Origin of the sequence: Sorangium sp. So ce128 (assembly GCF_051525245.1) — a bacterium.
Lineage (GTDB): Bacteria > Myxococcota_A > Polyangia > Polyangiales > Polyangiaceae > Sorangium > Sorangium cellulosum_B.
Genome location: NZ_CP150313.1, coordinates 2,366,489 through 2,392,912 on the forward strand (window position 1 = coordinate 2,366,489; position 26,424 = coordinate 2,392,912).

At 70.5% G+C, this 26,424-nt stretch carries 24 protein-coding genes; 18 read left to right on the top strand and 6 right to left on the bottom strand.

All coding sequences use genetic code 11. The features are described from left to right. Positions 1-52: 52 nt before the first annotated feature. Positions 53-1,207, bottom strand: a complete 1,155-nt coding sequence (locus tag WME82_RS09170) for a S1C family serine protease (RefSeq protein WP_438042528.1) — start codon at positions 1,205-1,207, stop codon at positions 53-55. A gap of 115 nt (positions 1,208-1,322) precedes the next feature. Here WME82_RS09170 and WME82_RS09175 point away from each other — a divergent pair, with 115 nt between their 5' ends. From WME82_RS09175 to WME82_RS09205, 7 genes are all read left to right on the top strand, one after another. Next, complete coding sequence (locus WME82_RS09175; RefSeq protein WP_438042529.1) at positions 1,323-3,035, top strand: DUF885 domain-containing protein; 1,713 nt, start codon at positions 1,323-1,325, stop codon at positions 3,033-3,035. A 92-nt stretch (positions 3,036-3,127) separates the two neighbouring features. Next, positions 3,128-3,655, top strand: a complete 528-nt coding sequence (locus WME82_RS09180) for a hypothetical protein (protein WP_438042530.1) — start codon at positions 3,128-3,130, stop codon at positions 3,653-3,655. 260 nt (positions 3,656-3,915) lie between these two features. After that, a complete protein-coding gene (locus tag WME82_RS09185) occupies positions 3,916-4,389 on the top strand; it encodes a hypothetical protein (RefSeq protein WP_438042531.1) in 474 nt (157 codons plus the stop codon). 274 nt (positions 4,390-4,663) lie between these two features. Beyond that, positions 4,664-5,807 (top strand): peptide chain release factor 2 gene (gene prfB, locus WME82_RS09190; protein WP_438042532.1). Its coding sequence is split into 2 segments (ribosomal slippage): positions 4,664-4,732 and positions 4,734-5,807, totalling 1,143 coding nucleotides; the frame shifts between segments, so codons are not numbered across the junction. Continuing rightward, the gene (gene lysS, locus WME82_RS09195) at positions 5,804-7,525 is read left to right on the top strand and encodes a lysine--tRNA ligase (protein ID WP_438042533.1); all 1,722 of its coding nucleotides are present in this window, start codon (positions 5,804-5,806) and stop codon (positions 7,523-7,525) included. The genes prfB and lysS overlap by 4 nt, the downstream gene beginning before the upstream one ends. Then, positions 7,522-9,684: an FtsX-like permease family protein gene (locus WME82_RS09200; RefSeq protein ID WP_438042534.1), complete on the top strand. Its 2,163-nt coding sequence runs from the start codon at positions 7,522-7,524 to the stop codon at positions 9,682-9,684. The genes lysS and WME82_RS09200 overlap by 4 nt, the downstream gene beginning before the upstream one ends. A 7-nt stretch (positions 9,685-9,691) precedes the next feature. After that, positions 9,692-10,426 carry an ABC transporter ATP-binding protein gene (locus WME82_RS09205; protein ID WP_272101325.1) on the top strand — a complete coding sequence of 245 codons (735 nt, stop codon included), beginning with the start codon at positions 9,692-9,694 and terminating at the stop codon, positions 10,424-10,426. Here WME82_RS09205 and WME82_RS09210 read toward each other — a convergent pair. The 3 genes from WME82_RS09210 to WME82_RS09220 form a co-directional block, all read right to left on the bottom strand. Further along, positions 10,415-12,496 carry an FAD-dependent oxidoreductase gene (locus WME82_RS09210; protein WP_438042535.1) on the bottom strand — a complete coding sequence of 694 codons (2,082 nt, stop codon included), beginning with the start codon at positions 12,494-12,496 and terminating at the stop codon, positions 10,415-10,417. The genes WME82_RS09205 and WME82_RS09210 overlap by 12 nt on opposite strands. 151 nt (positions 12,497-12,647) lie before the next feature. Further along, a complete protein-coding gene (locus WME82_RS09215) occupies positions 12,648-13,691 on the bottom strand; it encodes an arginine N-succinyltransferase (RefSeq protein WP_438042536.1) in 1,044 nt (347 codons plus the stop codon). Between the two features lie 187 nt (positions 13,692-13,878). Then, positions 13,879-14,622, bottom strand: a complete 744-nt coding sequence (locus WME82_RS09220; protein ID WP_438042537.1) for a shikimate dehydrogenase — start codon at positions 14,620-14,622, stop codon at positions 13,879-13,881. A gap of 149 nt (positions 14,623-14,771) precedes the next feature. Here WME82_RS09220 and lepB point away from each other — a divergent pair, with 149 nt between their 5' ends. Next, the gene (lepB, locus tag WME82_RS09225) at positions 14,772-15,506 is read left to right on the top strand and encodes a signal peptidase I (protein WP_438042538.1); all 735 of its coding nucleotides are present in this window, start codon (positions 14,772-14,774) and stop codon (positions 15,504-15,506) included. A gap of 9 nt (positions 15,507-15,515) precedes the next feature. Here lepB and ftsH read toward each other — a convergent pair whose 3' ends face one another. Beyond that, positions 15,516-17,339 carry an ATP-dependent zinc metalloprotease FtsH gene (gene ftsH, locus WME82_RS09230; protein ID WP_438042539.1) on the bottom strand — a complete coding sequence of 608 codons (1,824 nt, stop codon included), beginning with the start codon at positions 17,337-17,339 and terminating at the stop codon, positions 15,516-15,518. A 232-nt stretch (positions 17,340-17,571) separates the two neighbouring features. Here ftsH and WME82_RS09235 point away from each other — a divergent pair, with 232 nt between their 5' ends. From WME82_RS09235 to WME82_RS09245, 3 genes are all read left to right on the top strand, one after another. After that, positions 17,572-18,066, top strand: a complete 495-nt coding sequence (locus WME82_RS09235; RefSeq protein WP_438042540.1) for a hypothetical protein — start codon at positions 17,572-17,574, stop codon at positions 18,064-18,066. Positions 18,067-18,131: 65 nt separating this feature from the next. Next, complete coding sequence (locus WME82_RS09240) at positions 18,132-18,374, top strand: hypothetical protein (RefSeq protein WP_012234278.1); 243 nt, start codon at positions 18,132-18,134, stop codon at positions 18,372-18,374. 2 nt (positions 18,375-18,376) lie between these two features. Beyond that, positions 18,377-19,045: a sigma-70 family RNA polymerase sigma factor gene (locus WME82_RS09245; RefSeq protein WP_437869933.1), complete on the top strand. Its 669-nt coding sequence runs from the start codon at positions 18,377-18,379 to the stop codon at positions 19,043-19,045. A gap of 36 nt (positions 19,046-19,081) precedes the next feature. Here WME82_RS09245 and WME82_RS09250 read toward each other — a convergent pair whose 3' ends face one another. After that, positions 19,082-19,501, bottom strand: coding sequence for a hypothetical protein (locus WME82_RS09250; protein ID WP_438042541.1), 420 nt, complete (start codon positions 19,499-19,501; stop codon positions 19,082-19,084). A 246-nt stretch (positions 19,502-19,747) separates the two neighbouring features. On the opposite strand from WME82_RS09250, the gene WME82_RS09255 reads away from it, so the two are divergent. The 7 genes from WME82_RS09255 to tgt all read left to right on the top strand — a co-directional run bounded on the left by WME82_RS09255 (position 19,748) and on the right by tgt (position 26,415). After that, positions 19,748-20,512: an SDR family oxidoreductase gene (locus WME82_RS09255; protein ID WP_012234280.1), complete on the top strand. Its 765-nt coding sequence runs from the start codon at positions 19,748-19,750 to the stop codon at positions 20,510-20,512. Between the two features lie 363 nt (positions 20,513-20,875). Beyond that, positions 20,876-21,088 (top strand): (2Fe-2S)-binding protein, encoded by a 213-nt coding sequence (locus WME82_RS09260; RefSeq protein WP_012234282.1) that lies wholly within the window; start codon positions 20,876-20,878, stop codon positions 21,086-21,088. A gap of 199 nt (positions 21,089-21,287) precedes the next feature. After that, entirely contained in the window at positions 21,288-21,758 is a 471-nt protein-coding gene (gene bfr / locus WME82_RS09265) for a bacterioferritin (RefSeq protein WP_012234283.1), read from the top strand. Positions 21,759-21,968: 210 nt separating this feature from the next. Then, complete coding sequence (locus WME82_RS09270; protein ID WP_438042542.1) at positions 21,969-23,324, top strand: sigma-54-dependent transcriptional regulator; 1,356 nt, start codon at positions 21,969-21,971, stop codon at positions 23,322-23,324. A 395-nt stretch (positions 23,325-23,719) separates the two neighbouring features. Next, complete coding sequence (locus WME82_RS09275) at positions 23,720-24,127, top strand: response regulator (RefSeq protein WP_437745121.1); 408 nt, start codon at positions 23,720-23,722, stop codon at positions 24,125-24,127. Positions 24,128-24,136: 9 nt separating this feature from the next. Beyond that, the gene (gene queA, locus WME82_RS09280; protein ID WP_438042543.1) at positions 24,137-25,261 is read left to right on the top strand and encodes a tRNA preQ1(34) S-adenosylmethionine ribosyltransferase-isomerase QueA; all 1,125 of its coding nucleotides are present in this window, start codon (positions 24,137-24,139) and stop codon (positions 25,259-25,261) included. Beyond that, positions 25,258-26,415 (top strand): tRNA guanosine(34) transglycosylase Tgt, encoded by a 1,158-nt coding sequence (gene tgt, locus WME82_RS09285; protein WP_438042544.1) that lies wholly within the window; start codon positions 25,258-25,260, stop codon positions 26,413-26,415. Before queA ends, tgt begins: the two co-directional genes overlap by 4 nt. Positions 26,416-26,424 lie beyond the last annotated feature (9 nt).

The window sequence follows — 26,424 nt, forward strand, 5'->3', positions numbered from 1 at the left end:
GGGCCGCGGCGCGCCGCGCCCGGCCCCCTTCATTACCGCGGCGAGGCGCCGCTCACTGCGCTTCGCCGTGGACCTTGCGCAGGATCACCTCGAGCAGCCCGTCGAACGCGTCGCGCATCGCCCAGGCCTGGGCGGCCTCGTCGTCGAGGCCAGCCGCCTTGCGCCGTCCCTCGACGAGCGCGTTCCTCGGGCCCCTGCACGCGGGGCCGAGCCGGCGCTCCATGTCGAGCGAGGCGCCGGCGTAGACGTGATAGCAGGACGCGAAATCCCCCTGGTTGTAGAGGGGCGAGCCGACCTGGATCGCGCCGTCCATCGTGCGCGCCAGCACGAGCAGGTCACCCTCGGTGCAGCCGCGGAGGATCGCGAGCGCGTGGTGAGGCACCGATCGCTTGACCGCCGGCAGCCCTTGCTCTTCGTCGGCCGTCTCGGCCGCGAACGTCGAGAGCGGGACGGGATCGGGGCGCACGAGCAGCCGCTTGAGGTAGTCGGCGGGCACGCCGAAGTTGAGGTTCTGCCCCTGCGTCGAGACCGCCGCGGCGACGCCGATCACCTCGCCGTGCTCGTTGAACAGCGGGCCGCCCGAGGAGCCTGGCGCGATCGGCGCGGAGATCTGCAGCAGCGTCAGCTCCGGATCCACGACGCGGACCGCGCTCACGAGGCCGTTCGACACGGTGTCCGCGAGGCCGAGCGGATGGCCGATCGCGACGACCGGATCGCCGGGGCGGACCGCGCCGCTGTTGCCGAGGGAGAGCAGCGGGAGCCTCCGAGGCGCGTGGATCCGGACGATCGCGAGATCTCGAGCCTCGTCGAACGCGAGCACCTCGAGCACCGGGTGCTCGCTCTGATCGGAGAGGACCACCTTGAGGTCCGGCATCCCGGCGACGACGTGGAAATTCGTCGCGATCCAGCCGTCCTCGCGGACGAGGAAGCCCGCCCCGAGCGAGCCGTCGCCGCGGATCGTGACGACCGCCGGCATGGCGCGCGCCGCGATCTGCGCTGGCGTCATCGCCGCGGGCTGTGACGCGGAGATCGCCGGCTGGCTTGCCGAGCTCGCGGCGCAGCCGAGCGCCGCGATCGCCGCCGCGGCGACGAGCGCCGAGACGCGCGGCCAGGCGCGCCGCTGCGGGGGTCGGGGGCGCGATGGAGGAGCGGCGCAGGAGGGCCGGTCGTCGTCATGGAGCTCGCCTGGCAGGCTGCGGTGGTTCATGTCGCTCCCCGAGGCCGCCGCGTGAGCGACCTCCCTCCAGCAAGCGTAACGAAGACCCGACGGATCGTCTCGCGCGCCCGGAGAAAAACCGGTCGTGGCCGCATATGCTGTCGCGGTGAGCCAAGACCACGACGCGCGTGATCCTATCTTCGCCCTCAGCGACGAGTTCGTCGAAGCCTTCGCTGCCCGCTGTCCTGCCCATGCCACCCTCGCGGGCATCCCCTGCGACGAAGGCGCCTGGAACGACTGGAGCCCGAGCGGCGCCGCGTCCTGGGCCTCCACGGTCGCGTCCTTCCAGGAGCGGCTCCGCTCGCTGCCGCCGCCGCGCTCCGGGGCGGAGGCGCGGTGGGGTCGCCTCGCACGCCGTGTCATGGCGGATCACCTGGAGGAGCGGCTCGACGATTTCCGTCACGGCGAGCACCTGCGCGATCTCAACAACATCGAGTCGGCGTTCCAGCACCTCCGGATGGTCTTCGACCTCATGGATGTCCACAGCGCTGCCGGCTGGGAGGCCATCGCGTCGCGCCTGGAGGGCCTGCCGCGCGCGTGCGACAGCTACCGCGCTTCGCTCGAGGAGGGGCGCCGGACGGGCCAGGTCGTCGCGCGTCGCCAGGTGTTCGCCGTGATCGAGCAGGCGCGCTACCAGGCGGGCGACGCGTCGTTCTTCCTCACGCTGCCGGCCGCTCACGAGGCGTCGGGTCGCGGCGCGGGCGCCGGCCGCGCGCGCGTCGTCGACGGCGTCGAGCGGGCGCGCGCCGCGTTCGGCGCGCTCGCCGGCTACCTGGAGCAGACGTACCTGCCGAGCGCGCGCGCCGCGGACGCCGTGGGAGAGGAGCGCTACCTGCGCCTCTCGCGCCGCTTCCTCGGCGCGAGCATCGACCCGATCGAGACGTACGCCTGGGGGTGGTCCGAGGTGCACGCCATCGAGGCCCAGATGGCGCGCCTCGCCGCCGAGATCCTCCCCGGCGCGTCGCTGTCCGAGGTGATCGATCTGCTCATGACCGACCCCGCCCGCTGCGCGCAGGGCGCCGACGAGTTCCTCCGCATCATGTCCGAGCGCCAGCGAAAGGCGCTCGCCGATCTCGACGGCGTCCATTTCGACATCCCGGCGCCCATCCGTCACATCGAGGTGAAGCTCGCTCCGCCGGGCGGCGCGCTCGGCGCCTACTACGTGCCCCCGAGCGACGGCTTCAAGCGGCCCGGCACCGTCTGGTATGCGCCCGGCACGAAGCAGGCGTTCCCGCTCTACGAGGAGATCACCACGGCGTACCACGAGGGCTTTCCTGGCCATCACCTGCAGTGCGCGCTCCAGGTGCACCTCGATGACCGGCTGAGCCGACTCCACCGCTTCCTGGTGACGAACTCCGGCCACGCCGAGGGGTGGGCCCTCTACGCCGAGCAGCTCATGTACGAGCTCGGCTATTTCGAGCGCCCCGACTACGTGCTCGGGATGCTCGCGGGCAAGCTGACGCGCGCCTACCGCGTCGTCCTCGACATCGGCATGCACCTGGAGCTGCCGATCCCCCGGGACGCGCCGCTCCACGCCGGCGAGCCCTGGCGCTACGAGATCGCCGTCGAGTACCTCCAGCGCCGGGCCTTCCTCCCGCTGGATCACGCGCACAGCGAGGCGACGCGCTACCTGGGCTGGCCGGGGCAGGCGATCTCCTACAAGGTCGGCGAGCGCGTCGTCCTGGAGCTGCGCGACACGCTGCGGCGCCGCCACGGCGAGGCCTTCGATCTGAAGGCGTTTCACGCCAGGGTGATCGGCTCCGGGTCCGTCGGGCTCGACCACCTGCGCGAGATCGTGCTCGACGACGCCGCGCACTGAGCGCGCGTCAGACACGCGCTCGTCAGACACGCGCGCGCCGCCCGCCCGCTTCGCGCCTCGACGCGCGGCCACGCGCGTGCCAATCGACGCGGGTGAGCGCTCCCCCAGCGAACGAAGCCCCCGAGGCGCGGCCGGACGGCTCGGACCTCTGCACCGCGTGCGGCCTCTGCTGCACGGGGCTGCTCTTCGACGTCGCGCCGCTCGAGGAGCACGAGCTCCCGCGGGCCGAGAAGCTGCGCCTGCCGCTCGCTTGCAATCGGTACCACGACGCCTTCAGCCTGCCGTGCCCCTGCCACCTCGACAGGAAGTGCACCGTCTACGAGATGCGCTTCTCCGTGTGCAGCAGCTACGAGTGTGGCCTGCTCCGGCGCTGCAAGGCGGGCGAGGTGCCGCTCGGCGAGGCGCTGTCCCGCGTCGAGCGCGTGCTGCGCCTGACGGACGCGGTGCGCGCGCGGGTGCCGCCGCTCGAGCCGCCGCGTCCGCTCTGGGACGAGGCCCGCGAGCACATCCGCCGGCGTGACGCCGAGGACCCGTCGCCGGCGTGGCAGGGCGAGCGCGGCGCGCTCGTCGCCGCGCTCGGTGAGCTCCGGGTCGCGTGCAGGGAAGGGCTCGATCCGTAGCGCCGGCGCCTCGCGAGGGCCGCGGGAAATGGTCTTTCCCGTGCCGGGGTCCAATCCGCGGGGCGCTTCAACGTGCTTTGGAGATCTCCCTCTCCCTGTCCTGCAAAGATCTCCAGGGCCCCCAGGACACCGACGAGCGCGGAGACTCCCATGCTTCGTCCAGGCCGAGCGTGATCCGCCCTCGACTGCGCGGGCCGCGCCCTCGTCAACATGCCTGTCTCGGCCTCCCGGCGGCCGGCTCCACGCCGTATATACGACCCATGGAACCGACGATCCGCCGGCTAACCAACAAGTATTCTGCCATCACTGCAGTGATCAGCTTCGTCACTCAGCCCATTCCCGGCGCAGATGAGTTGATCGTGGTTCCCATTCATTACTCCTTCTCCGTGTCGCTGACCCGGCGCCGGGGCGCGCCGCTCCGCAGGGCTCCGTGGCTGCAGGTGAGCAAGATCATCTGGGGTGGAGCGGCCGTAAGGCTCTTCGCCAACTTCACGCTCGGCCTCGTCCCGGTCGCCGGTCTCTTCTCCAATGCGGTCACCGCCGTCGCCTTGACGGAGTTCCTGGGCCGCTACCTCGACGCCGCGCTGAGCAGCGAGGCGCCGCCTCCCGCGGTCTCCATCAGGGCCATCAGGGATGCCCTGCGGAACCCAAGGCGAGCGCGGGGCGCTCAGCGGTTGTGGTTCAGGATCCGCCGCGCCGTCCGGGAATCCGTCCCTGCGCCGACTCCTGGTTGAGGCGCCTTGTCCCGCTGGACGGGAAGCTCGGAGCTCGCGCGGCCTCGGGGTGCCCGGCGGTCGTGACGCGGTCCACGGCCAAGGAATCCGCGGCGCCGGGTCATCCGCCGCACCCTCTCCCGCCTGCGCGCCGCGTTGACGAGCGCGTCGCCGGCGCGCCCGACGCGGAGCCGACCTGGGGCCGGCGTGGAGCCGCCTCGGTCCGCCCGCGCGCGGCGGTCTCGCCTGGCGTCTCTCCTGGCGATCGCCGCCCAGATCGAATAGATCCCCGGCCATGCTCTCCGAGACCCGCGAGAAAGTCCTCGACATCAAACGGCGCTTTGAGGCGCTAAGGGGGCATCTTTGACGTCCCCAAGCTCGAACGGATGCTCCAGGATCTGACCCAGACGACGCTGTCGTCGGGGTTCTGGAACGATCAGGAAAAGGCCCAAGCCGTCCTCCGCAAGCGCGCCCAGGTCGAGTCGAAGCTCGAGATGGCGCAGCGGCTCGGCCGCGAGATCGAGGATCTCGCGGAGTACCTCGAGCTCGGCGCTGCCGAGGGCGACGAGGGCGTCATCGCCGACGCCGACGCGCAGGCCGACGCCATCGCCGGGCGCCTGCGCAAGGTCGAGCTCGATCGCATGCTGTCCGGCCCCGCCGACCGCGGCAACGCCATCGTCAGCATCCACCCGGGCGCCGGCGGCACCGACGCGAAGGACTGGGCGTCCATGCTCCTCCGCATGTACCTGCGCTTCTGCGAGCGCCGCGGGTACAAGACGGAGATCATCGACTACCAGGACGGCGACGAGGCCGGCATCGACGCCGTCACCCTCACGGTGAGCGGCGACGCCGCCTACGGCTATCTGCGCTCCGAGGCCGGGGTCCACCGCCTCGTGCGGATGAGCCCGTTCAACGCCGATCACACGCGCCAGACCGCGTTCGCCGCCGTCGAGGTCACCCCGGACAGCGACGACGAGATCAACATCCAGGTCAACGAGAAGGACATCGAGATCACGACGATGCGCGCCGGCGGCAAGGGCGGGCAGAACGTGAACAAGGTCGAGACCGCCGTTCGCCTGCGGCACCTCCCGACCGGCCTCAACATCGTGTGCCGCGCCGAGCGCAGCCAGCACCAGAACCGCGCGATGGCGATGAAGGTCCTCAAGGCGAAGCTGTACGAGATGGAGCTCCAGAAGCGGGATGCCGAGGTCCAGGCCTACAACGCCGCGAAGAGCGCTATCAACTTCGGCAGCCAGATCAGGAACTACGTCCTCGCGCCCTACCGGCTCGTCAAGGACGTGCGCACCTCCACCGAGGCCACCGACGTGGACGCCGTCCTCGACGGCGATCTCGAGGGCTTCATCGAGGCCTACTTGCTCGCCGCGGCCGGCGGTTCGCTCAGGAAGGGCGGCTCCGTCGCGGAGGACGACGCTCCGTGAGCCAGCAAAAAGACAGACCGAATGACAAGAAGACCGAGCGGCTCGTGAAGGAGGCCGCCGAGGCCGCGCGCGCCGAGGAGACGCTGATCGCCACCCGCAAGGCGAAGGCGGCCCGCCTCCGCGCCCGCGGCGACAACCCGTTCGCCAACGACGTCACGGGGGGCGAGCCGCTCGTCGAGCTCGCGGCCGTCCGCGCCCGCTTCGACGGGGCGCGGGCCGCGGCCGAGCCGAGGCCCGAGGGCGCGGCGCCCGAGCGCTCCGCCTCCTCCGCGGCGGATCGCTACGATCCGGCGCGCGTCGAGCCGGTCCCGTTCCGCGTCGCGGGCCGGGTCCTCTTCGTGCGCTCGTTCGGCGGCGTCACCTTCGTCCGGCTGCGCGACCGAACCGGCGAGCTCCAGCTCTACTGCGAGCAGGGGAGCCTCGCCGATTTCGAGCGGCTGGAGGACGTCGACCTCGGCGATTTCGTCGAGGCCCGCGGCGTCGCGATGGCGACGCAGAAGGGCGAGCTCTCGATCCGCGCCGAGCGTCTCCGGCTGCTCACGAAGGCCTACCGCCCGCTGCCGACCAAGACGAGCTTCAAGGACGTCGAGTCGCGCTACCGCATGCGGTACGTCGATCTCGTGGCCAACCCGCACGTCGCGGGGGTCTTTCGCGCCCGCACCGCGATCGTCGCCGCGCTGCGCGAGTTCCTCGACACCCGCGGCTTCCTCGAGGTCGAGACCCCGACGATGCACACGCTCGTCGGCGGCGCGGCCGCGAAGCCGTTCAAGACCCACCACAACGCGCTCGACCTCGGGCTCTTCATGCGCATCGCGCCGGAGCTCTTCCTGAAGCGGCTCGTCGTCGGCGGCTTCGAGCGCGTCTACGAGATCGCGCGCTGCTACCGGAACGAGGGGCTGTCGACGCGGCACAACCCCGAGTTCACGATGCTCGAGTACTACCAGGCGTACGCGACGTACGAGACGCTGATGGACGCCACCGAGGCGATGCTCCGCCACGTCGACGCCCGCCTCGCCGAGCGGCTCCCGGCCGAGCACGCGGCCTGGGCCGCGCAGCGCACGTACTCGCTCGAGCGCTTCGAGCGCGTCCCCATGGCCGAGGGGATCGCCCGCGCCCTGTCGAAGTCGGGCCTGCCGGCCGACGTCCCGCAGCGCGTCGCCGCGGACGACGCCCCGATCAAGGAGTGGGCGAAGGCGGCGAAGGCGAGCGGGCGCGAGATCGACTGGACGAACTTCCGCGCGGGCGCGAAGAAGTGCGAGTCGCCTGGCGAGCTCATCTTCTGCGCCTACGAGTACGTGGTCGAGCCGTTCCTCACGAGGGACTACCGCACGGAGGCGGGCGACAAGAGCGTCCCTGTCTTCATCATCGACTATCCCTTCGAGGTCTCCCCGCTCGCGCGCAAGAAGGACAGCGATCCCTCGCTGGTCGACCGCTTCGAGCTCTTCATCGACGGCCGCGAGCTCTGCAACGCCTTCAGCGAGCTCAACGACCCCGAGGACCAGGACGCGCGCTTCCGCGCGCAGGTCGAGAAGAAGTCGCGGGGCGAGGAGGAGACGATGGATTACGACGCCGACTACGTGCGCGCCCTGGAGCACGGCCTCCCGCCGACGGCGGGCTTCGGCATGGGTGTCGATCGCCTGACGATGCTCCTCACCGGCGCGACCTCCATCCGCGACGTCATCCTGTTCCCGCTCCTCCGTCCCGAGACCGACGCGTGATCGAGCTCTCCAGGTCGTTGCAGGCCGCGCTCCTCGCCGCCGTCGCTCTGGGCATCGTTCTTCTCGCCTGGCGGGGCTACACCCGCTTCGACAAGAAGGGCGAGCTGGAGCCGCGGCGTCCCGGCGTCGTGCGCGTCGGGGTCGTGGTCGCTCTCACGGGCGCCAGCCTGCTCGCGCTCACGCTCGTCGCGTCCAGCGGGCGCGCGAAGGGCCTCGCGCTCATCGGCGCCTTCTTCGCGAGCAATACGGAGAGGATCGCCCCGCTCGTCGCCGCGCTGGTCGTGGCCGGTGCCCTTCGGCTGTTTCGGGCCAGGACGGGTGCGGACAACGCCCGGTGGCTCTCCGGCAGGTGGGGGTCCAAGGTCCGCGTGGGGCTCCGCGTGCTCGGCGCGATGTCCCTGCTCGCCGCGCTCGCGATCGTCGTCCTCTGGGTCGCGGTCCTGCCCATCCAGCCGACCTTCAGGTGGATCCTTGGAGGCATCCTGTTCGGCGCGGGCGCGGGCTATCTGGTCGCCGGGAGCCGCCCTGTCCGCAAGGGGCTCTATCGCGCGCTCGGCTGGTGGTGGGGCGCGCTCGTGGGCGTGGCGTTCGGCGTCACCGCGACGCTCACGGCCAGGATGCCCGTCGGGAAGGGCGCGTCGTTCAATCCCACGGATCAGATCATCCGTTTCACCGCGCTCGTCTCGAGCGTCGTCTTCCTGTTCTTCGTGCTGTCGGCGCTCCTGCCGATCGCCCTCGACGCGCTCGAGCGCCGGAGCTTCGTGCCCCACGTGGCCGCGCGCCACGTGCGCGCCTCGAAGAGCGGCTTTCTCACGGTCATCTCGGTCCTGTCGATGGCCGGTGTCGCGGTCAGCTCGTGCGCCCTGTGCTCGGTGACGAGCATCATGGGCGGCTTCGGCGCCGACCTGAAGCGCAAGATCCTCGGCAACAACGCGCACATGGTCGTCGACGCCTCCCGCCCTGGCGGCTTCGGCAACTGGGACGACAAGCTCACCCAGGTGCGCGTCGCGCTCGCGCCCTACGGAGGCGCCGCGACCCCGGTCGCGGCCGGCGAGGCGATGGGCTCCAGCGCCTCGAACACCGCGGGCGCGCTCGTCCGCGGCATCGATCCGGACACCATCGGGCAGGTCATCGACCTCGCCAAGAACATCGAGGTCGGCAGCTTCGACTACCTGCGCGAGCCCGAGAAGCTGACGAGCCTGCCTCCCGAGGAGATCATCGGTCGAGGTCCGGGCGGGGAGCCGTACTTCAAGGGGCCGGACTTCCGCCAGCCCACGGACGTCGACCCGTCGGTGCGTGACTACCTGAAGCAGCAGACGCGCGTGTACCCGGGCGTCATCATCGGCCGCGAGCTCGCGAAATCGCTCCACGTGCTCGTCGGGGACGAGGTGACCCTCCTGTCGCCGATGGGCGAGCTCGGCCCCACGGGCGTGATGCCGCGCTCCCGCAAGTTCCGCGTCGCGGCGATTTTCTATAGCGGCATGTACGAGTACGACGTCACGCACGCGTACGTCTTGATGGAAGAGGCGCAGAAGTTCTTCAGCCTCGACGACAAGATCACCCACATCGACATCCGGGTCCCGGATCCCGAGCGGGTGCAGGAGGTCCGCCCGGCCGTGGAGGCGGCCGTCGCCGCGAGCGCCGCGCTCGACGAGGCGCCGGAGGGAGGCAAGCCGCCGCAGCAGCTCCGCGTCCGCGACTGGATGGAGATGAACAAAAACCTCTTCAGCGCGCTCAAGCTGGAGAAGATCGCGACGTTCATCATCCTGTCCATCGCCATCGCGGTCGCGAGCTTCTGCATCGTCTGCACGCTGCTCCTCATGGTGACCGAGAAGGGCAAGGAGATCGCCGTCCTGAAGGCGCTGGGCGCCTCGGACAACGCGGTGATGCGCGTGTTCATGCTCGAGGGCGTGATCATCGGCGCCATCGGCACGATCTACGGTGTCGGCACCGCGCTCGCGGTCTGCACGGGCCTGTACTGGTTCGGTGTCCGGCTCGATCCGGACGTCTATTACATCGACCGGTTGCCCGTGAACGTGAACCTCTCCGACTACGCGATGGTCGCGGTCGCGTCGATGCTCATCTGCACCATCGCCACCATCTACCCGGCCCGCGCCGCCTCGAGGCTCTCTCCGGTCGACGGGCTCCGCTACGAGTAATCACTCCATGTCCACTCCGCTCGTCGTCGTCGAAGACCTCCGCAAGACGTTCGTTCACATGGGCCGCGAGCTCCACGTGCTCTGCGGCATCGACATCGTCATCAACCAGGGCGAGGTCGTGGCGTTCGTGGGCCCCTCGGGCGCCGGCAAGAGCACGTTCCTCCACTGCATCGGCACGCTGGACCTCCCGACGAGCGGCCGTATCCGCCTCGGCAACGACGAGCTCACCGGCCTCCCGGGCTCGCGGCTCGCGGCGATCCGGAACCGGACGATCGGCTTCGTCTTCCAGTTCCACCACCTGCTCCCCGAGTTCAACGCGGTCGAGAACGTGATGATGCCGGGCCTCATCCAGGGGAAGACGCGCCGCGAGATGGAGCCGCTCGCGCGCTCGCTGCTCGCCGAGGTCGGGCTCGCGGCGCGCGCGACGCACCGTCCGGGGGAGCTGTCGGGCGGCGAGCAGCAGCGCGTGGCCCTGGCGCGGGCGCTCGTCCTGTCGCCGAAGCTCCTCCTCGCCGACGAGCCGACCGGGAACCTCGACACCGCGACGAGCGACTCGATCCACCAGCTGTTCTTCGAGATGAACCGCAAGCACGGCACCACGATCGTGGTGGTGACGCACAACCTCAGCTTCGCCGAGTCGATGCCGCGCGTGGTGACCATGCGCGACGGGACGATCGAGAGCGATCGCATCGGCAGCGAGCGCGCCGCGGCCCTCGGGTACCGCGACGGCTCAGCCGGATAGCCGCTCGCTCAGGAGCTCGGCCGCGCGCAGCGACATGGCCATGATGGTCATCTGCGGGTTCACGCCGAGCGACGAGGGGATCGCGCTTCCATCACACACGTAGAGCCCGGCGACGTCGTGCGCCTGGTGGTCCGGCCCGAGGCACGATGACCGCGGATCCACCCCGATACGGCACGTCCCGAGCGGGTGGAACGCGGCCACGTCGAGGTCCCCGGCCTTGATCTGCCGCGCCTTGAGCCGCTCGAGGTCCGCGGGGCCGTTCACCTCGTCGCAGCCGGCGACGAGCGGCAGGACGCGCCGCGCCCCCGCGGCCAGGAACACCTCGCAGAGCAGCTCGACCCCGCGCTGCATCTTGGCGACGTCCTCCCGGTTCATCGTGTAGAGCACGAGCGGCGTGCCGCCGATCCCGGGCCTCACCTCGCCGCGGCTCGTGTCCTTGATCATGAACCCGAACGTCGCGAGGTGCGGATACCGCTCCATCAGCTCCGTGTAGCGATGTCCCGTCCAGGGCACGGCCAGCGCGGCGACGTCGAACGGGAGCGAGCCTCCCTCGAACATCAGCCCTTCATCGGCGAAGTGGTCGATCTGGTAGCCCTGCGGGATGCCTTGCCACTGATCGATCCGCTCATCGAAGAGGGCCATCACCTTCGACGCCGGGTGGATCGAGAGGTTCTTTCCCAGCGCGCCGCTCGACAGGCACGCTCCGCTCCGGCGCAGGAGCAGCGGCGTCATCAGCGCGCCGCCGGCCACGACGACGGCCTCCGCCCTGACCACGAGCCGCGGCCCCCGCCCTGCGCCGCTCGCCGCGCGGCCGCCGTGGCCTCCGGCCCTCGTGTCCCCCCCGAGCACGGCAGTCGCCCCCCGCGCGCGGCCCGCCACGAGTTCGATCGTCCTGACCCGCGCCGCCGTGATGAGCTGCGCGCCCCGCTTCAGCGCCTCGGGCACATAGCTCACGTCGGTCGAGCGCTTGGCCCCCGTTGGGCAGCCGAAGCAGCAGATCCCCTGCCCATCGCAGTCCGGCGCGTTGCGCTGGAGCGGCCCGTGCCGCAGCCCGAGCCGCTCCGCCCCGCGCCGGACGATCGGCCCGATCGCCCCGAGGTGCAGCGGGTCGGCGGGGGCGACCTGGAGCATGCGCTCGACGCGCTCGTAATAAGGAGAGAGCCCGCCGGACGAGAACTCCGCAGGGAGCCCCATGCCGTCTCGCCACGACGCGAAGGTGCTCTCCGGAGCCCGGTAGCAAGTACCGGAGTTGATCACGGTGCTCCCTCCGACGGCGCGCCCCGCGAACACCGGGATATTCACGTTGCCGAGCGTCATGTCGAGCCCGTGGTCGCGGTACATCTCCCGGTAGGCGCGCGCGGGCCGTCCGGTGAAGCTCGAGCGGCGGTGGAAGTCGCCCTCCTCGAGCATGAGCACCGCGTGTCCGCGCGACGCGAGCTCGTAAGCCGCGGCCGCTCCGCCGGCGCCGGTGCCGATCACGAGGACCTCGCACTCGAGCTCCAGGTCCTCCTCGACCTCGCGCCCGTCGGTCACCTGCGCGAGCCAGCGCGGCGCCTCGTCGCGCACCGTGGGCAGCTCGTAGCGGCAGCCGACGTGCTTGAACATCTCGGGCTGGTCGTAGTGGACGAACCTGAGCGGCGTGAGCGCGGCGCGGAGCAGCGAACGCAGCGTCCGCGCCCGGCTCTGCTCGAAGCCGCGGAGCACCGCCATCCGCTCCTCGAGCGGCAGCGCCGACAGCGGCCTGAGCCGGAACGGAAGGGGAGCGAGCTCTATCGCCCACAGCGCCGCGCGCACCCCCTGCGCCAGGTGCGGCGGGATCGAGCCGAGCCAGGCCGCGAGTCGGCTGGCGGTCGCGGCGCCCGCGCCGTCGAGGAAGCGGCCGGGCGGCATCGCCGCCTCGGCGAGCGCGGCGGCGATACGCATCTCCCGCCCAGAGAGCCTGGGCTCCGCGCCGCCGTTTGCCTCGGGGGCCCTCTCCGCGCCGGCATCCTCCCTCGGTGTCCCGGGCCAGCGTTCCCTCCGCTCCAGCGCGGGCAAGCGCCCGAAATCGAGGTCCAATCCAAGGGTCATGGTCCTCCGAACCGCTCGTGAAAACTTCTGTTAATTCTGTAGCAACAGAATCGTCGCGATGCAAGGCGACCTGATCCGCTGGTGGACGTGGCGCGCAGGCGGGCTGATCCGCTGCTCTTGCGCGCGCTGGACGTGGAGCGCAGGCGCCCTGTCACGGCATCGGCAGGACCCAGATCGGCGAGCGAGGCTGGAGCTCGAGGTGCTTCCAGGCGTCCTCGGCGATCGCCATGCCGAGCTCTCCCTCATCGCGGAGGCTCGCGGCGACCGCGCGAAAATAGGGGGCATCTGGGCGCTCGATCGCGAGGATGCCCTTCGGATCCGACGGGCTCGGGGTGAACGGGCGGCCCGCCTTCGCCCGGCGCGTATCGCGCACGAGCGAGATTTCGTCCATGCGGGCGGTGAAGTGCGGCCCTCCGTCGAACGGATCGACCCTGTGGGCATAGCGGAAGCCGACGCGGCGGAGCAGCTTCTCCACCCCCCGGGTCTGCGCCCCGACCTTCCCGATCACGCGCTGCGCGTCCTCGGGCAGCAGCGAGGCGTAGATGGTCCCCTCGGGGAAGAGCCCCTTGATGAACTCCTTGTTCTTCTTGGAGAGGAGATCCGCGTCGGCATAGCTCATGTCGGTGAACTTGCGCCCGAGCGCTTCCCAGAGGTGGCTTGTCCCGTCCGGCTCGAGGGGGGGCATCAGCTCTGCGAGGATCTCGTCCTGGAACAGCGCGGATCGCGCGGCCATGTAGAGGAAGCGAACATAGGAGATCATCGTGCCGAGCCGCTCGGGCCCTTGCCGGTACTCCGGCATGAGCACGAGCCCGCCGATCTCCGTGGGGCCGTTGTACGAGTAGCCGATGCGCAGCACGGTATGATGGAAGTGCTTGTCGATCGTGGCCGAGTACTTCTCCTCGTCGAGCACGTCGAAGAAGATGTAGGGGATGCCGCGCCGGCCGAGCTGCGCGATGATCATCGACGTCCCGACGATCATGCCCTTGTCGCCCTTCGTCAGGTCGACGAGCACGAAGACGTATTGGCGGAGGCGGGGATCCTGGATCGCCCCGTTGAAGCTCTTGTGGCTCTCGGCGATGATCTCGTGGATTGCGTCACGGTTGTTCGGCAGGTTGACCGAGTTCAGGTGGCGCGCGACATAGAGGAGCTGTTCCTCGTCGCCGGTCACGGCTGCGCGTATCTCGAACGAGACCATCGCCGGAAGCCTACGCGTGGCGCCCGTCCTTGGCCATTGCTCCGGAGGCCGTGCGCACGGCGCAGAGCGGCGATCGCCGCTCGCCCTGGCTGGCCGGACAGCTCGAGCCTGGCGCGGGACGTCGCGCGCGTCAGCCGAGCTCAGCGCGCGACGCTTCGTCCGTGGCGTCGAGCGGCGGCTCCGCGCGTCAGCCGAGCTGAGCGCGCAGCGCTTCGTCCATGGCATCGAGCGGCGGCTCCCGCCCGGTGTACAGCCGGAACTGCTCTGCAGCCTGGTGGAGGAGCATCCTCCCGCCGTGAACGGCGGTCGCTCCGCGCCGACGCGCCGACGCCACGAGCTCCGTGATCATCGGTTTGTACACGATATCCATCATCAGGAGACCTTCCCGCAATACCTCTTCCGGGACAGGGCTTCGCGGATCGACCTCGGCCATGCCGAGCGACGTGGCGTTCACGAGGACGCCGTGGTCGGGCGAGAGCGCCGCTGCGTCGAGCGGCACGGCCGCCCCGCCGATCGCCGCCGCGAGCTGCTGCGCCTTCTCGAGATCGCGGTTCGCCACCGTCACGCTGGCGCCGCGCTCCGCGAGCCCGAACGCGACGGCGCGCGCCGCGCCGCCGGCGCCGAGGAGCAGCACCCGCGCGCCCCCGAGCTGCGTCACCTCCTCGAGCGCCCGCACCGCGCCGATCCAGTCGGTATTGTAGCCCCTGAGGCGCCCGTCGTTGTTCACGATGGTGTTGACCGCGCCGATCCGCTCGGCGACGGGATCGAGCTCGTCGAGCAATGGAATTACCGCCTGCTTGTAGGGCATCGACACGCCGAGGCCGCGGATCCCGAGCGCGCGCATCCCGCGCGTCGCGCCTTCAACATCGGTCACCGCAAAAGGGATATAGGTAAAATCGAGTCCCAGCGCGCGGTAGCCGGCGAGGTGCATGGCGGCCCCTGTCGTTACCGGATGACGCGACATTGATCCGCAGAGTGTGAGGCGGCCCAGAGCTTGGGAGAGTGGTGCAGTCGATGAAGTGCAGCCGTGCATGCAGCGAAGCTGGCCTGTCTCGAGGGCGGATGCTAGCCCCGCCAGAGATGAGCGAGCCCAGCGTTCCCCGGCCGGCGGTGGAGGCCGCGGCGGTGTGCCTCCAGCCCGACAAGGCCGGACTTTTCATGCTTCGATCCGATCGCGCGCTCGCGCGGCGCGCCTACCAGACGGTCGCGCCGCTCGGGCGGAGCCTCCTCAAGATCCTCGCGGCGCTCGCGATCCTCACGCTGGGTCGCTCGACCCTCGCGGACCAGTACCACGTGCCCACCGGCTCGATGTGGCCGACGATCGCCCCGGGCGATCGCATCCTCGTCGACAAGGTCGCCTACGGGCTCCGCGTCCCGCTCACGGATCACTACCTGTTCGAGCGCAGCGGGCCGAGCGCCGGCGACGTGGTGCTCTTCGCGGATCCGCGCGGTGGGTCCACCCTCCTCGTCAAGCGGGTGATCGCGCTCCCGGGCCAGACGGTGATGCTCCGGCAAGGCGTGCTGTACGTCGACGGTGCGGCGCAAGCCCTCGAGCAGCTCGGGGACGGCACGAGGGTGGAGCACCTCGGCGAGGTCACACACGCGGCCGGCGAGCCCGACTTCGACGCGTTTGGTCCGGTCGTCGTCCCGCCGGACCACCTCTTCGTGATGGGCGACAACCGCGCCGCCTCGCTCGACAGCCGGGCGATGGGGGCGGTGCCGAGGGAGCTGCTGCGCGGCCGCGTGCTCCGCGTCGTCTATCACCATGACGCCGCGGGCTTCGATCTGTCCCGCGCGCTGCGGAGCGTCGACTGAGCGGCTGCTCTAGGCTTCCCTTCTTGCCACCATCTCCCTGAGCTCATCGCCGCTCAGGGTCTCGACCTCGTAGAGCCGGGCGGCGACGCGCTCGAGCGTCGGCCGGTGCCCCTGGATCAAAGCGCGCGCCCGCGCTTCCGCGTCCGCGAGGATCCGCGCGACCTCCGCGTCGATCGTGCGCGCGGTCGCGTCGCTGCACTCCCGCGGCCCTGCGCCGGACGGCATCGCGCCCTGCGCTTCGCCGAGGAACGACAGCGGCCGGCGCGGCTCGAGCGCCGAGAGCCCGACCCCCTGGCCCATCCCGAGCTCGCGGACCATGCGACGCGCGAGCTCGGTCGCGTTGAGCAGATCGTCCTGCGCGCCGGTCGAGAGGTCTCCGACGGCCTCCTCCTCGGCGACGCGCCCGCCCAGCAGCACGACCAGCCGATCGAGGATCTCCTGCCGGCTCCACAGGTAACGATCCTCGCGCGGCTGCTGGATCGTGTACCCGAGCGCGCCCGGCCCCCGCGGTACGATGGACACCTTGCGCACCGGATCCTGCGTCGGCAGCAGCGAGGCGGTCAGCGCATGCCCCACCTCGTGGTAGGCGACGACGAGCTTCTCGCGCGCTCCGAGCCGCCTGCCACGGCGCTCGAGCCCGGCGAGCCCGCGCTCGATCGCCGCCTCCAGGTCGCTCTGTCCCACCGCCTCCGCGCCGCGCCGCGCCGCGAGCAGCGCCGCCTCGTTGACGATGTTCGCGAGGTCGGCGCCGACGAGCCCCGCGGTCTGCGCCGCCACGGCGTCGAGATCCGCGCCAGGCTCGAGCGCCACCTTCCTCGCGTGCACCGCGAGGATCTCCTTCCGTTCGGCGAGATCGGGCCGATCGATGTGGACCCGGCGGTCGAACCGCCCTGGCCTGAGCAGCGCCGGATCGAGGATCTCGGCGCGGTTCGTCGCGGCGATCACGACCATGGCCGTGTGCGCGTCGAACCCATCCATCTCGGTCAGGAGCTGGTTGAGCGTCTGCTCCCGCTCATCGTGGCCGCCGACGGACCCGCCGAGGCCGCGCACCTTGCCGACCGCATCGAGCTCGTCGATGAACACGAGGCAGGGCCCCTTCTCGCGCGCCTGGGAGAAGAGATCGCGCACGCGCGCGGCGCCGACGCCGACGAACATCTCCACGAACTCCGACCCGCTTGCGCTGAAGAAGGGTACGCTCGCCTCTCCCGCGATCGCCCGAGCGAGCAACGTCTTGCCCGTGCCGGGCGGCCCCACGAGGAGCACCCCTCTGGGCATCCGCCCGCCGAGCTTCTCGTAGCGCTCGGGCGCTTTGAGGAAGTCGACGATCTCGCCGAGCTCCGTCTTCGCCTCGGCGTTGCCGGCGACATCGCGGAACGTCGCGATCGCGCCCCGCTCCTCGTAGAGCCGCGCCTTGTGCTTGCCGAAGGCGGTCGCGGCGCCCGAGATGGTCCCTGCCGTCGTTGCACGGCGCGACACGAGGTGGCCCATCGCCGCCAGACCGGCGAGCGGCAGCAGCAGCCAGAGGTACGGCGGCAGCCCCAGCTCGTCCGCGACGCGCGTGTACGGGATCCCTCGCCGGTCGAGAGCGGCGAGCAGATCCTTCTCGGTCTGCTCGATGCGCCCCGTGCGGTAACTCTGCGGCGCACGCGCGCTCAGGCCGGGCACCGCGCGTCCGATGTACATGTCATCCCGGATCTCGATCTCGGCGAGCTCTCCGCTCTCCGCGAGCGAGCGGAAGCGCGCGTAGGGGATCCGGCCGTCGGACGCCGCCATCACCTGAAGCAGCAACGCCGAGCCGAGCACCAGGACGAGAACAATCCAGAGCGACCGCATGCTCCCGCCTCCGCAAGGACAGGCGACATGGCCGGCGAGGCCGACCTGTCGTCACGGTGCGCCCTGCACGGAGCCTGCCAAGGCGGCCCGTGCACCCTCGCGGCAAGCGCGGCAAGCCGAGGCGTCGCTCGATCCGCCGCGCAGCGCCGAGCGCGCCCGGCGCGCCATGGACGCCCGGCGCGAGCCGATCAACCCTCGCTGCATGGGGAGAGCTCTTTTCTTGATCATGGTCATGGGTCCGTTGTCGACGTTGCTGCTCGGATGCGGAGGGGCCTCGCCGCCCACGATCGAGCAGCCCGAGCCTGCGCGGCCGGAGGAGCGGGCGCCGGCGGCCGAGCCCACGAACGATGCCGCCCAGGGCGCCGCGACGCCGGAGGCAGACGCGGAGCCGGGCGCCGCGGCGCCGTCGCCGCCGCGTCGCGACGACTCGGTGCCCGACGACTACGCGCTCATGCATGGCGACTGCGTGGATCTGGGCAAGCGGCTCACAGTGCTCACGCGCTCGGAGCAGGTCGCGGCGCTCAGCGCCAAGCTCACGGCGGAGCAGCGGGGCGAGACCGAGAAGAAGATCGACGCCGTCGCGGCCACGCTGGGGGAGCAGTACGCGCAGTCGTGCGAGCAGAACGTCGGCAAGAGCGTGGATCCGAGGTCGCTCAAGTGCGCGTTCGACGCGCGGACCGTCAGGGCGTTCGAGGCCTGCCTCAACGCGCCCCCGCCGTCCAAATGACGCCTCGGCGACGCGGCGAGCGGCGGATGACGGCGCGCTCGGCGGAGATATAATGGGCGTCTCCCATGGACGCTTCGCTCCTCGATGACCCCTGGATCGCCGCTCAGGTCGACGCCGCCGTGGCGCCTTACGTGGGGCGCCTGCCCGCGCACGAGATCGCGTGGATGCGCGAGCAGCTCGTGGAGGTCTTGCTGCACGACGAGGAGGCGAGCCGCCTCCTGCGGCGCGCGCATCCGCGCGAGGTCGACGAGAGCGGCGAGCGGGCGTTCGGGGTGCTCGGCGCAGCGGGGCGCGCCAAGGCGGGATAGCGGTGCGCACTCCGGAAGACCGGCTCCTCGCCGAGGGGCTCGACCTGCTTCAGCTGGTCGCGAAGCGCATCGCGCGCCGTCTGGGCCGCCGGATCCCGGTGGAGGACCTCGTCGCGCTGGGGCACCCGGCGCTGCTCGAGATCGTGCGGACGCACGATCCGAGCCGATCCACCTTCGAGGCCTACGCCAAGCGGAAGCTCCGGTGGGCCATCTTCGACGGCGTCCGGAGGGAGACGCGCTGGCGGTCCGCGGCCGCGCGGGCCAGCGCGCTCGCTGCGTCGGCGCGCTTCGCCGAGGGACGCGGGGCGGACGACGACGCCGACGCGCCTGCCACGCAGGAGGCCTACGCCGCGCGGCTCGGCGATCTGCTCGCCGGGCATGCGGCCGCGATGGCGCTCGGCCTGCTCTCGAGTCACGGGGACGTCGCCGCCGTCCCCGACGCCGCGGACGACCCGGAGGAGCGCGCCTCTCGCGCCGAGCTCGCGCAGGCCGTGCGTCACGCCGTGCGCGAGCTCCCGGAGCGCGAGCGCACCCTCGTGGAGCGCCACTACTTCGACGACGAACGCTTCGATCAGATCGCGCAGGATCTCGGGATCAGCAAGAGCTGGGCGAGCCGGCTGCACAGCCAGGCGATCGAGCGGCTGGGCGAGCTGCTCCGCACAGCGCGCTGAGGCGCGGGCGCCTCGCCGCCCGCCGGCGGATGCCGGTCAGCGCTGCCGGCTCTGGAACGAGCGGAGATACGGGGCCCGCTCGTCGTCGCTGACCGGCTCGTTGCTGATCACCCGGTGGTCGCGCGGCAGGAAATACACGAGCCGGACCGTCATGTGATCCTTCGCGACGGTCAGCTTCCCCTTGCGACGGAGCTCCGCGGCCTCCTCGAAGCTCTGCGCCTTCGGATCGTAGGCGATCATGTGCAGATCGGACCCGAACGGCGCGGGCAGATCTTCCACCTCGACGATCTTGTAGATGCGGATCCCTCCGCTCTGCTCGGCGGCTGCGACCACGGCGCCGATCACCAGATCCTTGCCCGTCGGATCGGAGGTCTCGGGCACCGGGGGGGCGCGGTCACATGCAGGCGCGAGCGTCAGGATGCCGGCGCACACGGCGGCGAGCGCGATCGACCTCATGGGCGCTGAATAACATCGATGCCACCCGGCGCAAGCGGCGACCGCGCTGTTGCCCGGGTTGCGCTGTTACGCGGGTTGCGTGGTTACACGGTTACACGGTTACACGGGGGCCTGCAGGCCAGGCGGGGGTTGCGGGCGTCGGTGGCGCGCTGCGACGTCGTACGTCGTCCGCCGCCTCGAGTCGGTGTCGTGGTAGACGGCGCGCTCGACACGGTGATCGGGAGCGATCCCTGGAGGAGTGCGATCATGCGACTCGAGGACACGAAGTTCGTCGTCACAGGTGCTGCCCAGGGGCTGGGTCGCCACTATGCGCTGCGGCTCGCGGAGCTCGGGGGCCAGGTCGCCGCCGGCGACATGAACGAGGAGGGGCTCGCGTCGCTCGTCGAGGCGAGCAAGGGGCTCGCCGGCAAGGTCCACGCGCGGGCGGTCAACGTGGCGGTGGAGGCCGAGGTGGAGGCGTTCGTCCGCTTCGCGCACGAGGCGATGGGCGGCCTGAACGGCCTCGTGAACAACGCGGGCATCCTGCGGGACGGCCTGCTCGTCAAGAAGGACCGCCAGACGGGCGCGGTCGTCAAGCTGAGCGCGGCGCAGTGGCAGGCCGTCATCGACGTCAACCTGACGGGGGCCACGCTCATGGTCCGCGAGGTCGTCGCGAAGATGATCGAGACCGAGCAGAAGGGCGTCATCGTCAACATCAGCTCCATCGCGCGCCACGGCAACCGAGGCCAGTCCAGCTACACCGCCGCGAAGAGCGCGCTCGCGGCCAACACGAAGACCTGGGCGCTCGAGTTCGCGCCGTTCGGCATCCGCGTCGGCGCCGTTGCGCCCGGCATGATCGAGACGCCCATGACGCAGGGCATGCACCAGAAGGCGCGCGACGCCTTGGTCGCCATGATCCCTGTGGGCCGCATCGGCGTGCCCGAGGACATCTGGCAGGCCGTGCGCTTCGTGATCGAGTGCGAGTACTTCAACGGTCGCTGCATCGACGTCGACGGCGGCCTCACGATGTGACGCCGTCACGCGGCCGACCGCTCCGCGCTGGGCGTGCGTTCGCGCCTCGCCTCCCGGCCGCGCTCGCGCGGCGTCATCTTCCGCCGGTCTGACCGGCTGCATCCCTGCCCGATCCCTCTTCCTTCGGCGCTCCTGTGGCGCTCGACCGACCGAGCGCTGCTCGGCGCGTTCGATCGAGCGCTGCTCGGCGCGTTCGATCGAGCGCTGCTCGGCGCGTTCGATCGAGCGCTGCTGGCTCGATCCAAGGGGATCTCGAACCACGAGCCAACTCGGCGATCCGCCCGGGCGACATTCCCCTTGACGTTCCGATATTGAAAGCTATGTTCAATATCAATCCCACCCGTTACGTAGCCGGGGGTCTGCATGTACGTCTGCCTCTGCATGGGCGTCTGTGATCGAGAGATTCGTGAAGCGATGAGCGAGGGCGCCTGCTCTGTTTCGCAGGTCATGGAGTGCACGGGCGCCGGTACGCGGTGTGGCTCCTGTCGGCCGACGATCGCCGAGCTTGTCGGCGAGCGCGATGGCGCCTCGACGCCGCGTCGCCTGGTGATGGCGCCGGTCTCCAGCGCAGCTTGATCCTCCGGATTGACCGGCAACAGCCTCGATGCCCTGGTTTCCGTCGGAAGCGACGGCGGTGGCACCTATTTCCTTAGAAACTTCTTGCGCACCTCCACGGACCTCGCGCATTTGTGCGGGGCGCTGGCGTTCCAGCCAGCGTCCCCCCGCCCAACAGGGGCGGGGTCCGCACGACAGGCATGAGCGCGAGAGGGGTCCGATGAAGGGTGCAAAAGACGTCGTTGATGCGTTGAACGAGGTGCTTGCCGGAGAGCTCGTTGCGATCAACCAGTATTTTCTGCACGCGAAGATGTGTTCGCACTGGGGCTTCGTCACGCTCGCTGCGCACGGGCGCGCCGAGTCGATCGACGAGATGAAGCACGCTGATGCGATCATCGAGCGCATCCTCTTCCTCGATGGGCTGCCCAACCTGCAGCGCCTGGACACCCTGCACATCGGGCAGAGCGTGCCGGAGCAGCTCAAGAGCGACCTCGATCTCGAGTACCACGCGGTCAAGCGGCTCAACTCGGCGATCGCCCTCTGCCGCGACAAGGGGGATCGCACCAGCGAGGATCTCCTGGCCAAGATCCTCGAGTCCGAGGAGGAGCACATCGACTGGCTCGAAACACAAATCGGGCTGATCGAGAAGCTCGGCGAGACCGCCTACCTCGCCCAGCAGATCCGCGAGTAGGGTAGGGTGGGGGTCGTCCCTCGCGCAGCGAGCGTCCCCCGTGCACCTTCTGGCGGCGGAGGTCGTGCTTGACGTACGATGCTCTGGACGCATGTCCAAGGCGCCGCGGACGACCGTGCTCGCGCGCTTACGCGCCAGCGCGGCACGTCGGTCGTGATCGTCGCGCCGCGCTCGTTTCCCGGAGGAGGATGCGCGCGGCGGGGGAAATCCATGTCGAAGATTCTTGTCGTCGATGACCAGCGGAACATGCGGACCACGCTCGCGATGATGCTGCGTGGCGCCGGGTACGAGGTCGATGAGGCCGCGGACGGCAGCCAGGGCGCCGATCTGGGCGCCAAGGGGGCGTACGACGTCGTGCTCACCGACCTCCGGATGGGCGGCTTCGACGGGATCGGCGTCCTGCGCGCGGTGAAGGAGTCGAACGCGAACACGGAGGTCATCGTGATGACCGCGTACGGCACCATCGAGAGCGCGGTGGAGGCGATGCGGCTCGGCGCGTTCGACTACATCCAGAAGCCGTTCTCGGAGCAGGAGCTCCTCGTGAAGGTCGAGCGCGCGATCCAGAACCGGAAGCTCACCGGCGAGGTGCAGCTGCTCGCCAGCGAGTTCAAGGAGCGCTACCGGTTCGAGAACATCGTCGGCCGCTCGCAGGCGGTCCGCGAGGTGCTCGGCCGGATCGTCAAGGTCGCGCCGACCGACGCGACGGTGCTCATCACCGGCGAGAGCGGCACCGGCAAGGAGCTCGTCGCCAAGGCCATCCACGCCAACAGCAAGCGCGCCGACCGCCCGTTCGTGCCGGTCAACTGCGCCGCCATCAGCGAGACGCTCCTCGAGAGCGAGCTGTTCGGCCACGCGCGAGGCTCGTTCACGGGCGCGATCTCGGCGAGGAAAGGGCTGTTCGAGGAGGCCGACGGGGGCACGTTCTTCTTCGACGAGATCGCCGAGACCCCGCTCACCTTCCAGGCGAAGCTGCTCCGCGCGATCCAAGAGAACGAGATCCGCAGGGTAGGCGAGAACAAACCCATCAACGTCGACGTGCGCATCATCGCCGCGACGAACCAGGAGCTCCTGACCGCGGTGTCGGAGAAGCGGTTCCGCCAGGACCTCTACTACCGGCTGAACGTCGCGCGCTTCGTGCTCCCGCCGCTCCGCTCACGTCGCGAGGACATCCCGATCCTCTGGGAGTTCTTCCTGGAGAAGTACAACCGCAAGATGACCTGTCGCGCCCGCGCCGCCGACGGCGTCATCGAGGCGCTGACGCAGTACGATTTCCCCGGCAACATCCGCGAGCTCGAGAACATGGTCGAGCAGGCGGTGGCCCTCTCGGGCGGCGGCCTCATCAGCGTCGACGACGTACTGCCCGCCGCGATGCAGCCGAAGCGCGCGCCCGAAGCCGGCGGCAGGCTGCTCGCCGACGTCGTCGACTGCGCCGAGCGCCAGGCGATCGAGGCCGCGCTGCGGGAGTGCGACGGCAGCCGGGAGCGCGCCGCCGAGGTGCTCGGGATCAGCGCGACCACGTTGTGGCGCAAGATGACCCGCCTGACGATCACGTATCCCCCGGGCTGAAACGGCGCCGGTCTGTCGAGCGCCTTCCTTCGCCCACCGGCCGGGCTCAGCAGCTCGCTTCCACGCGACACAGCGACCTCAGGCGGACCGTGCTCGATGGGCCGTGCTCCCTGGGCACCGCGACATGCTGCCCATCGAGCTCAGCCTGCATTCCTCCGTTCGGGCCGTATGGATGCGGCCGCTCGATCCGAGCAAACCACCTGACTCAGCAGTAAATCGAGGGAGGTAGCCTACGCGAGATTGCATCTTTGCAATGATGCAGCGTCGGGATTTGCCTTAGTGCAATGAGGCGCCCGATGTAGACTGTGCTCTTCTGTTTCACTTTGGCGTTGGCAACCGCAACGCGTCGATTCGGGAACTTGGCCCGGTGATTGCTAGACAAGTAGGCGTATTGGATGGCGGCGATCGCCGCAGGAGGACGCTTAATGGCCCGCATGCTGATCGTGGACGGTGAGAATTCCCAGCGTCGCGCTCTTTCGGCAGGGCTAAGCGTCGAGGGGTTCGAGGTCGTGTTCGCCGCCTCCTTCCAGGATGCGCTGCTCACCCTCGGCTCGTCCCCGATCGATGTGGCGATGATCGATCTGATGATGCCGGACCTGAACGGCCTCGAGCTCGCGCGGCACATCCGGCATGCGTTCCCGAGGGTGCGGGTCGTGCTCTCCAGCGCGTATCACCTCTCCGCGCGCCAGGTCGAGCGCGCCGACTGCGGCGCGGTGGCCTTCGTCCCCAAGCCTTACCAGGTTGGCGAGATCTGTCGCTTCCTCCGCGCCAAGACGAACGTGCTCACGCCCGCGTCGTGCTAGTAGCGCGGCGTGCGCTGCGAGCTGCTCGACTACGAACTCCCTGAAGCGCTGATCGCTTCGCGGCCCCCCGAAGAGCGCGACGGAGCGAGGCTCCTCCTGGTCGATCGCGGCCGCAGAGCGGGCGAGGTGGAGCACGCGGCGATCCGCGATCTCGACCGGTACATCGAGCGCGGCGCGCTCGTCGTCGTCAACGACACGAAGGTCGTCCCCGCTCGTCTGTTCGGGAGGAAGCGCGGCACAGGCGGGCAGGTCGAGCTCTTCCTGCTGCACCGGCTGGACGGGGCGCCGGCCGGCGCGGAGGACCTCGGCGGAGGGCCGCAGGAGAGCGCGCCGCGGTCCGAGCGCTGGCGGGCGATGGGGCGCGCCTCCAAGCCGATACGCCCGGGATCGGTGCTCGATATCGAGCGCGACGGCGCGCTGGTCGCGGAGGTGCTGGAGCGCGCCGAGGACGGCGTGCTCACGGTGCAGCTCTCCTCGCCCGCGGGGCTGTCCGTCGCCGCTGCGATCGACGCGTACGGGCACGTCCCGCTCCCGCCCTACCTCGGCCGCGGCGACGACGCGTCCGATCGCGAGCGGTACCAGACCATCTTCGCCCGGGTCCCAGGAGCGGTCGCCGCGCCCACGGCGGGCCTCCACCTCTCGCCCGGCCTCGTCGAGCGGCTCCGCGCGAACGGGGTCGAGATCGCGAGCGTCACGCTGCACGTCGGCCTCGGCACGTTCCAGCCGGTCACGGTCGACGATCTCGACCTGCACCCGATGCACGCGGAGGTCTACTCGATCCCGGACGCGACCGCGGGCGCGATCGCGGGGGCGCGCGAGCGCGGCGCGCCGGTGATTGCGATCGGCACCACCGTGGTTCGCGCGCTGGAGTCGGCCGCCGATCCGGCCCGCGCAGGCCTCGTGCGGGCGCAGTCCGGGGAGACGCGCCTCCTCATCCAGCCGGGCTATCGGTTCCGCGTCGTCGACGCCCTGCTGACCAACTTCCACCTGCCGCGCTCGACGCTGCTCGCGCTGGTGTTCGCCTTCGCCGGCCGCGAGCGCACGCTCCTCGCGTACCGCGCGGCGATCGACGCCGGCTACCGCTTCTACTCGTATGGTGACGCCATGCTGATCCGGGGGGTGGACGCGCCATGAGCCGGACGCCTGGCTTCTCCTTCTCCGAGCTCGCGAGGGACGGGCATGCCCGGACGGGCGTGCTCTCCACGCCGCACGGCGACGTGCTGACCCCGACGTTCATGCCCGTCGGCACCCAGGGCAGCGTGAAGACGTTGACCCCCGCCGAGGTGGCCGCGACCGGCGCGAGGATCGTCCTCGGCAATACGTACCACCTGTGGCTCCGCCCTGGCCCCGAGCTCGTCGCGCAGCTCGGCGGTCTGCACGCGTTCACCCGCTGGCCGCACGCGATGCTCACGGACTCCGGGGGCTTCCAGGCCTTCTCGCTCGCCGAGCGGCGCACCCTCGTCGAGGACGGCTTCGTGTTCCGATCGCACCTCGACGGCGCTCGCAAGGCGCTCACGCCCGAGGTCGCGATGGAGGTGCAAGGGCTGCTCGGGGCCGACATCGCGATGCAGCTCGACGTGTGCCCGCCAGGCGGCGCGCCGCGCCCAGAGGTCGAGGAGGCGTGTCGCCTGACGACGCGCTGGGGGAAGCGCTGCCTCGCCGCGAAGCGCCCGAGCCAGGCGCTCTTCGGCATCGTGCAGGGCGGCACCTCGGTCGCGCTGCGCATGGCGCACGCCGATGAGCTCGGCGCCTTGCCGTTCGATGGGCTCGCCCTGGGCGGCTTCTCCGTGGGCGAGCCGATCGCGATGATGCACGAGGTCGTCGCCCAGATCGGGCCGCACCTCGACCCGACGCGCCCGCGCTACCTCATGGGCGTGGGGACGCCGCTCGACCTCGTGCACGCCATCGGCGCCGGGGTCGACATGTTCGACTGCGTGCTCCCCACCCGGAACGCGCGGAACGGGCAGGCGCTCACGCAGCACGGCAAGATCGTCATCAAGCAGGCCCGCTACAAAGAAGATCGTTCGCCGCTCGATCCGACCTGCGCTTGCCCGACCTGCGCCGGTGGATACAGCCGCGCGTACCTGAGGCACCTCTACATGGCCGGCGAGATCCTGGTGCTGCGCCTGATGACGGAGCACAACCTCCACCTCTATGGCCGCCTGATGCGAGAAGCGCGCGCGGCGATCGCCGAGGGGAGGTACGCGGCGTTCGCTCGCGAGTGGCTCGGCGCGAGCGACGCCGGTAATGCAAACGACGCGAACGAGACGGTGGGCGCGACCGAGTAAGACCGAGTA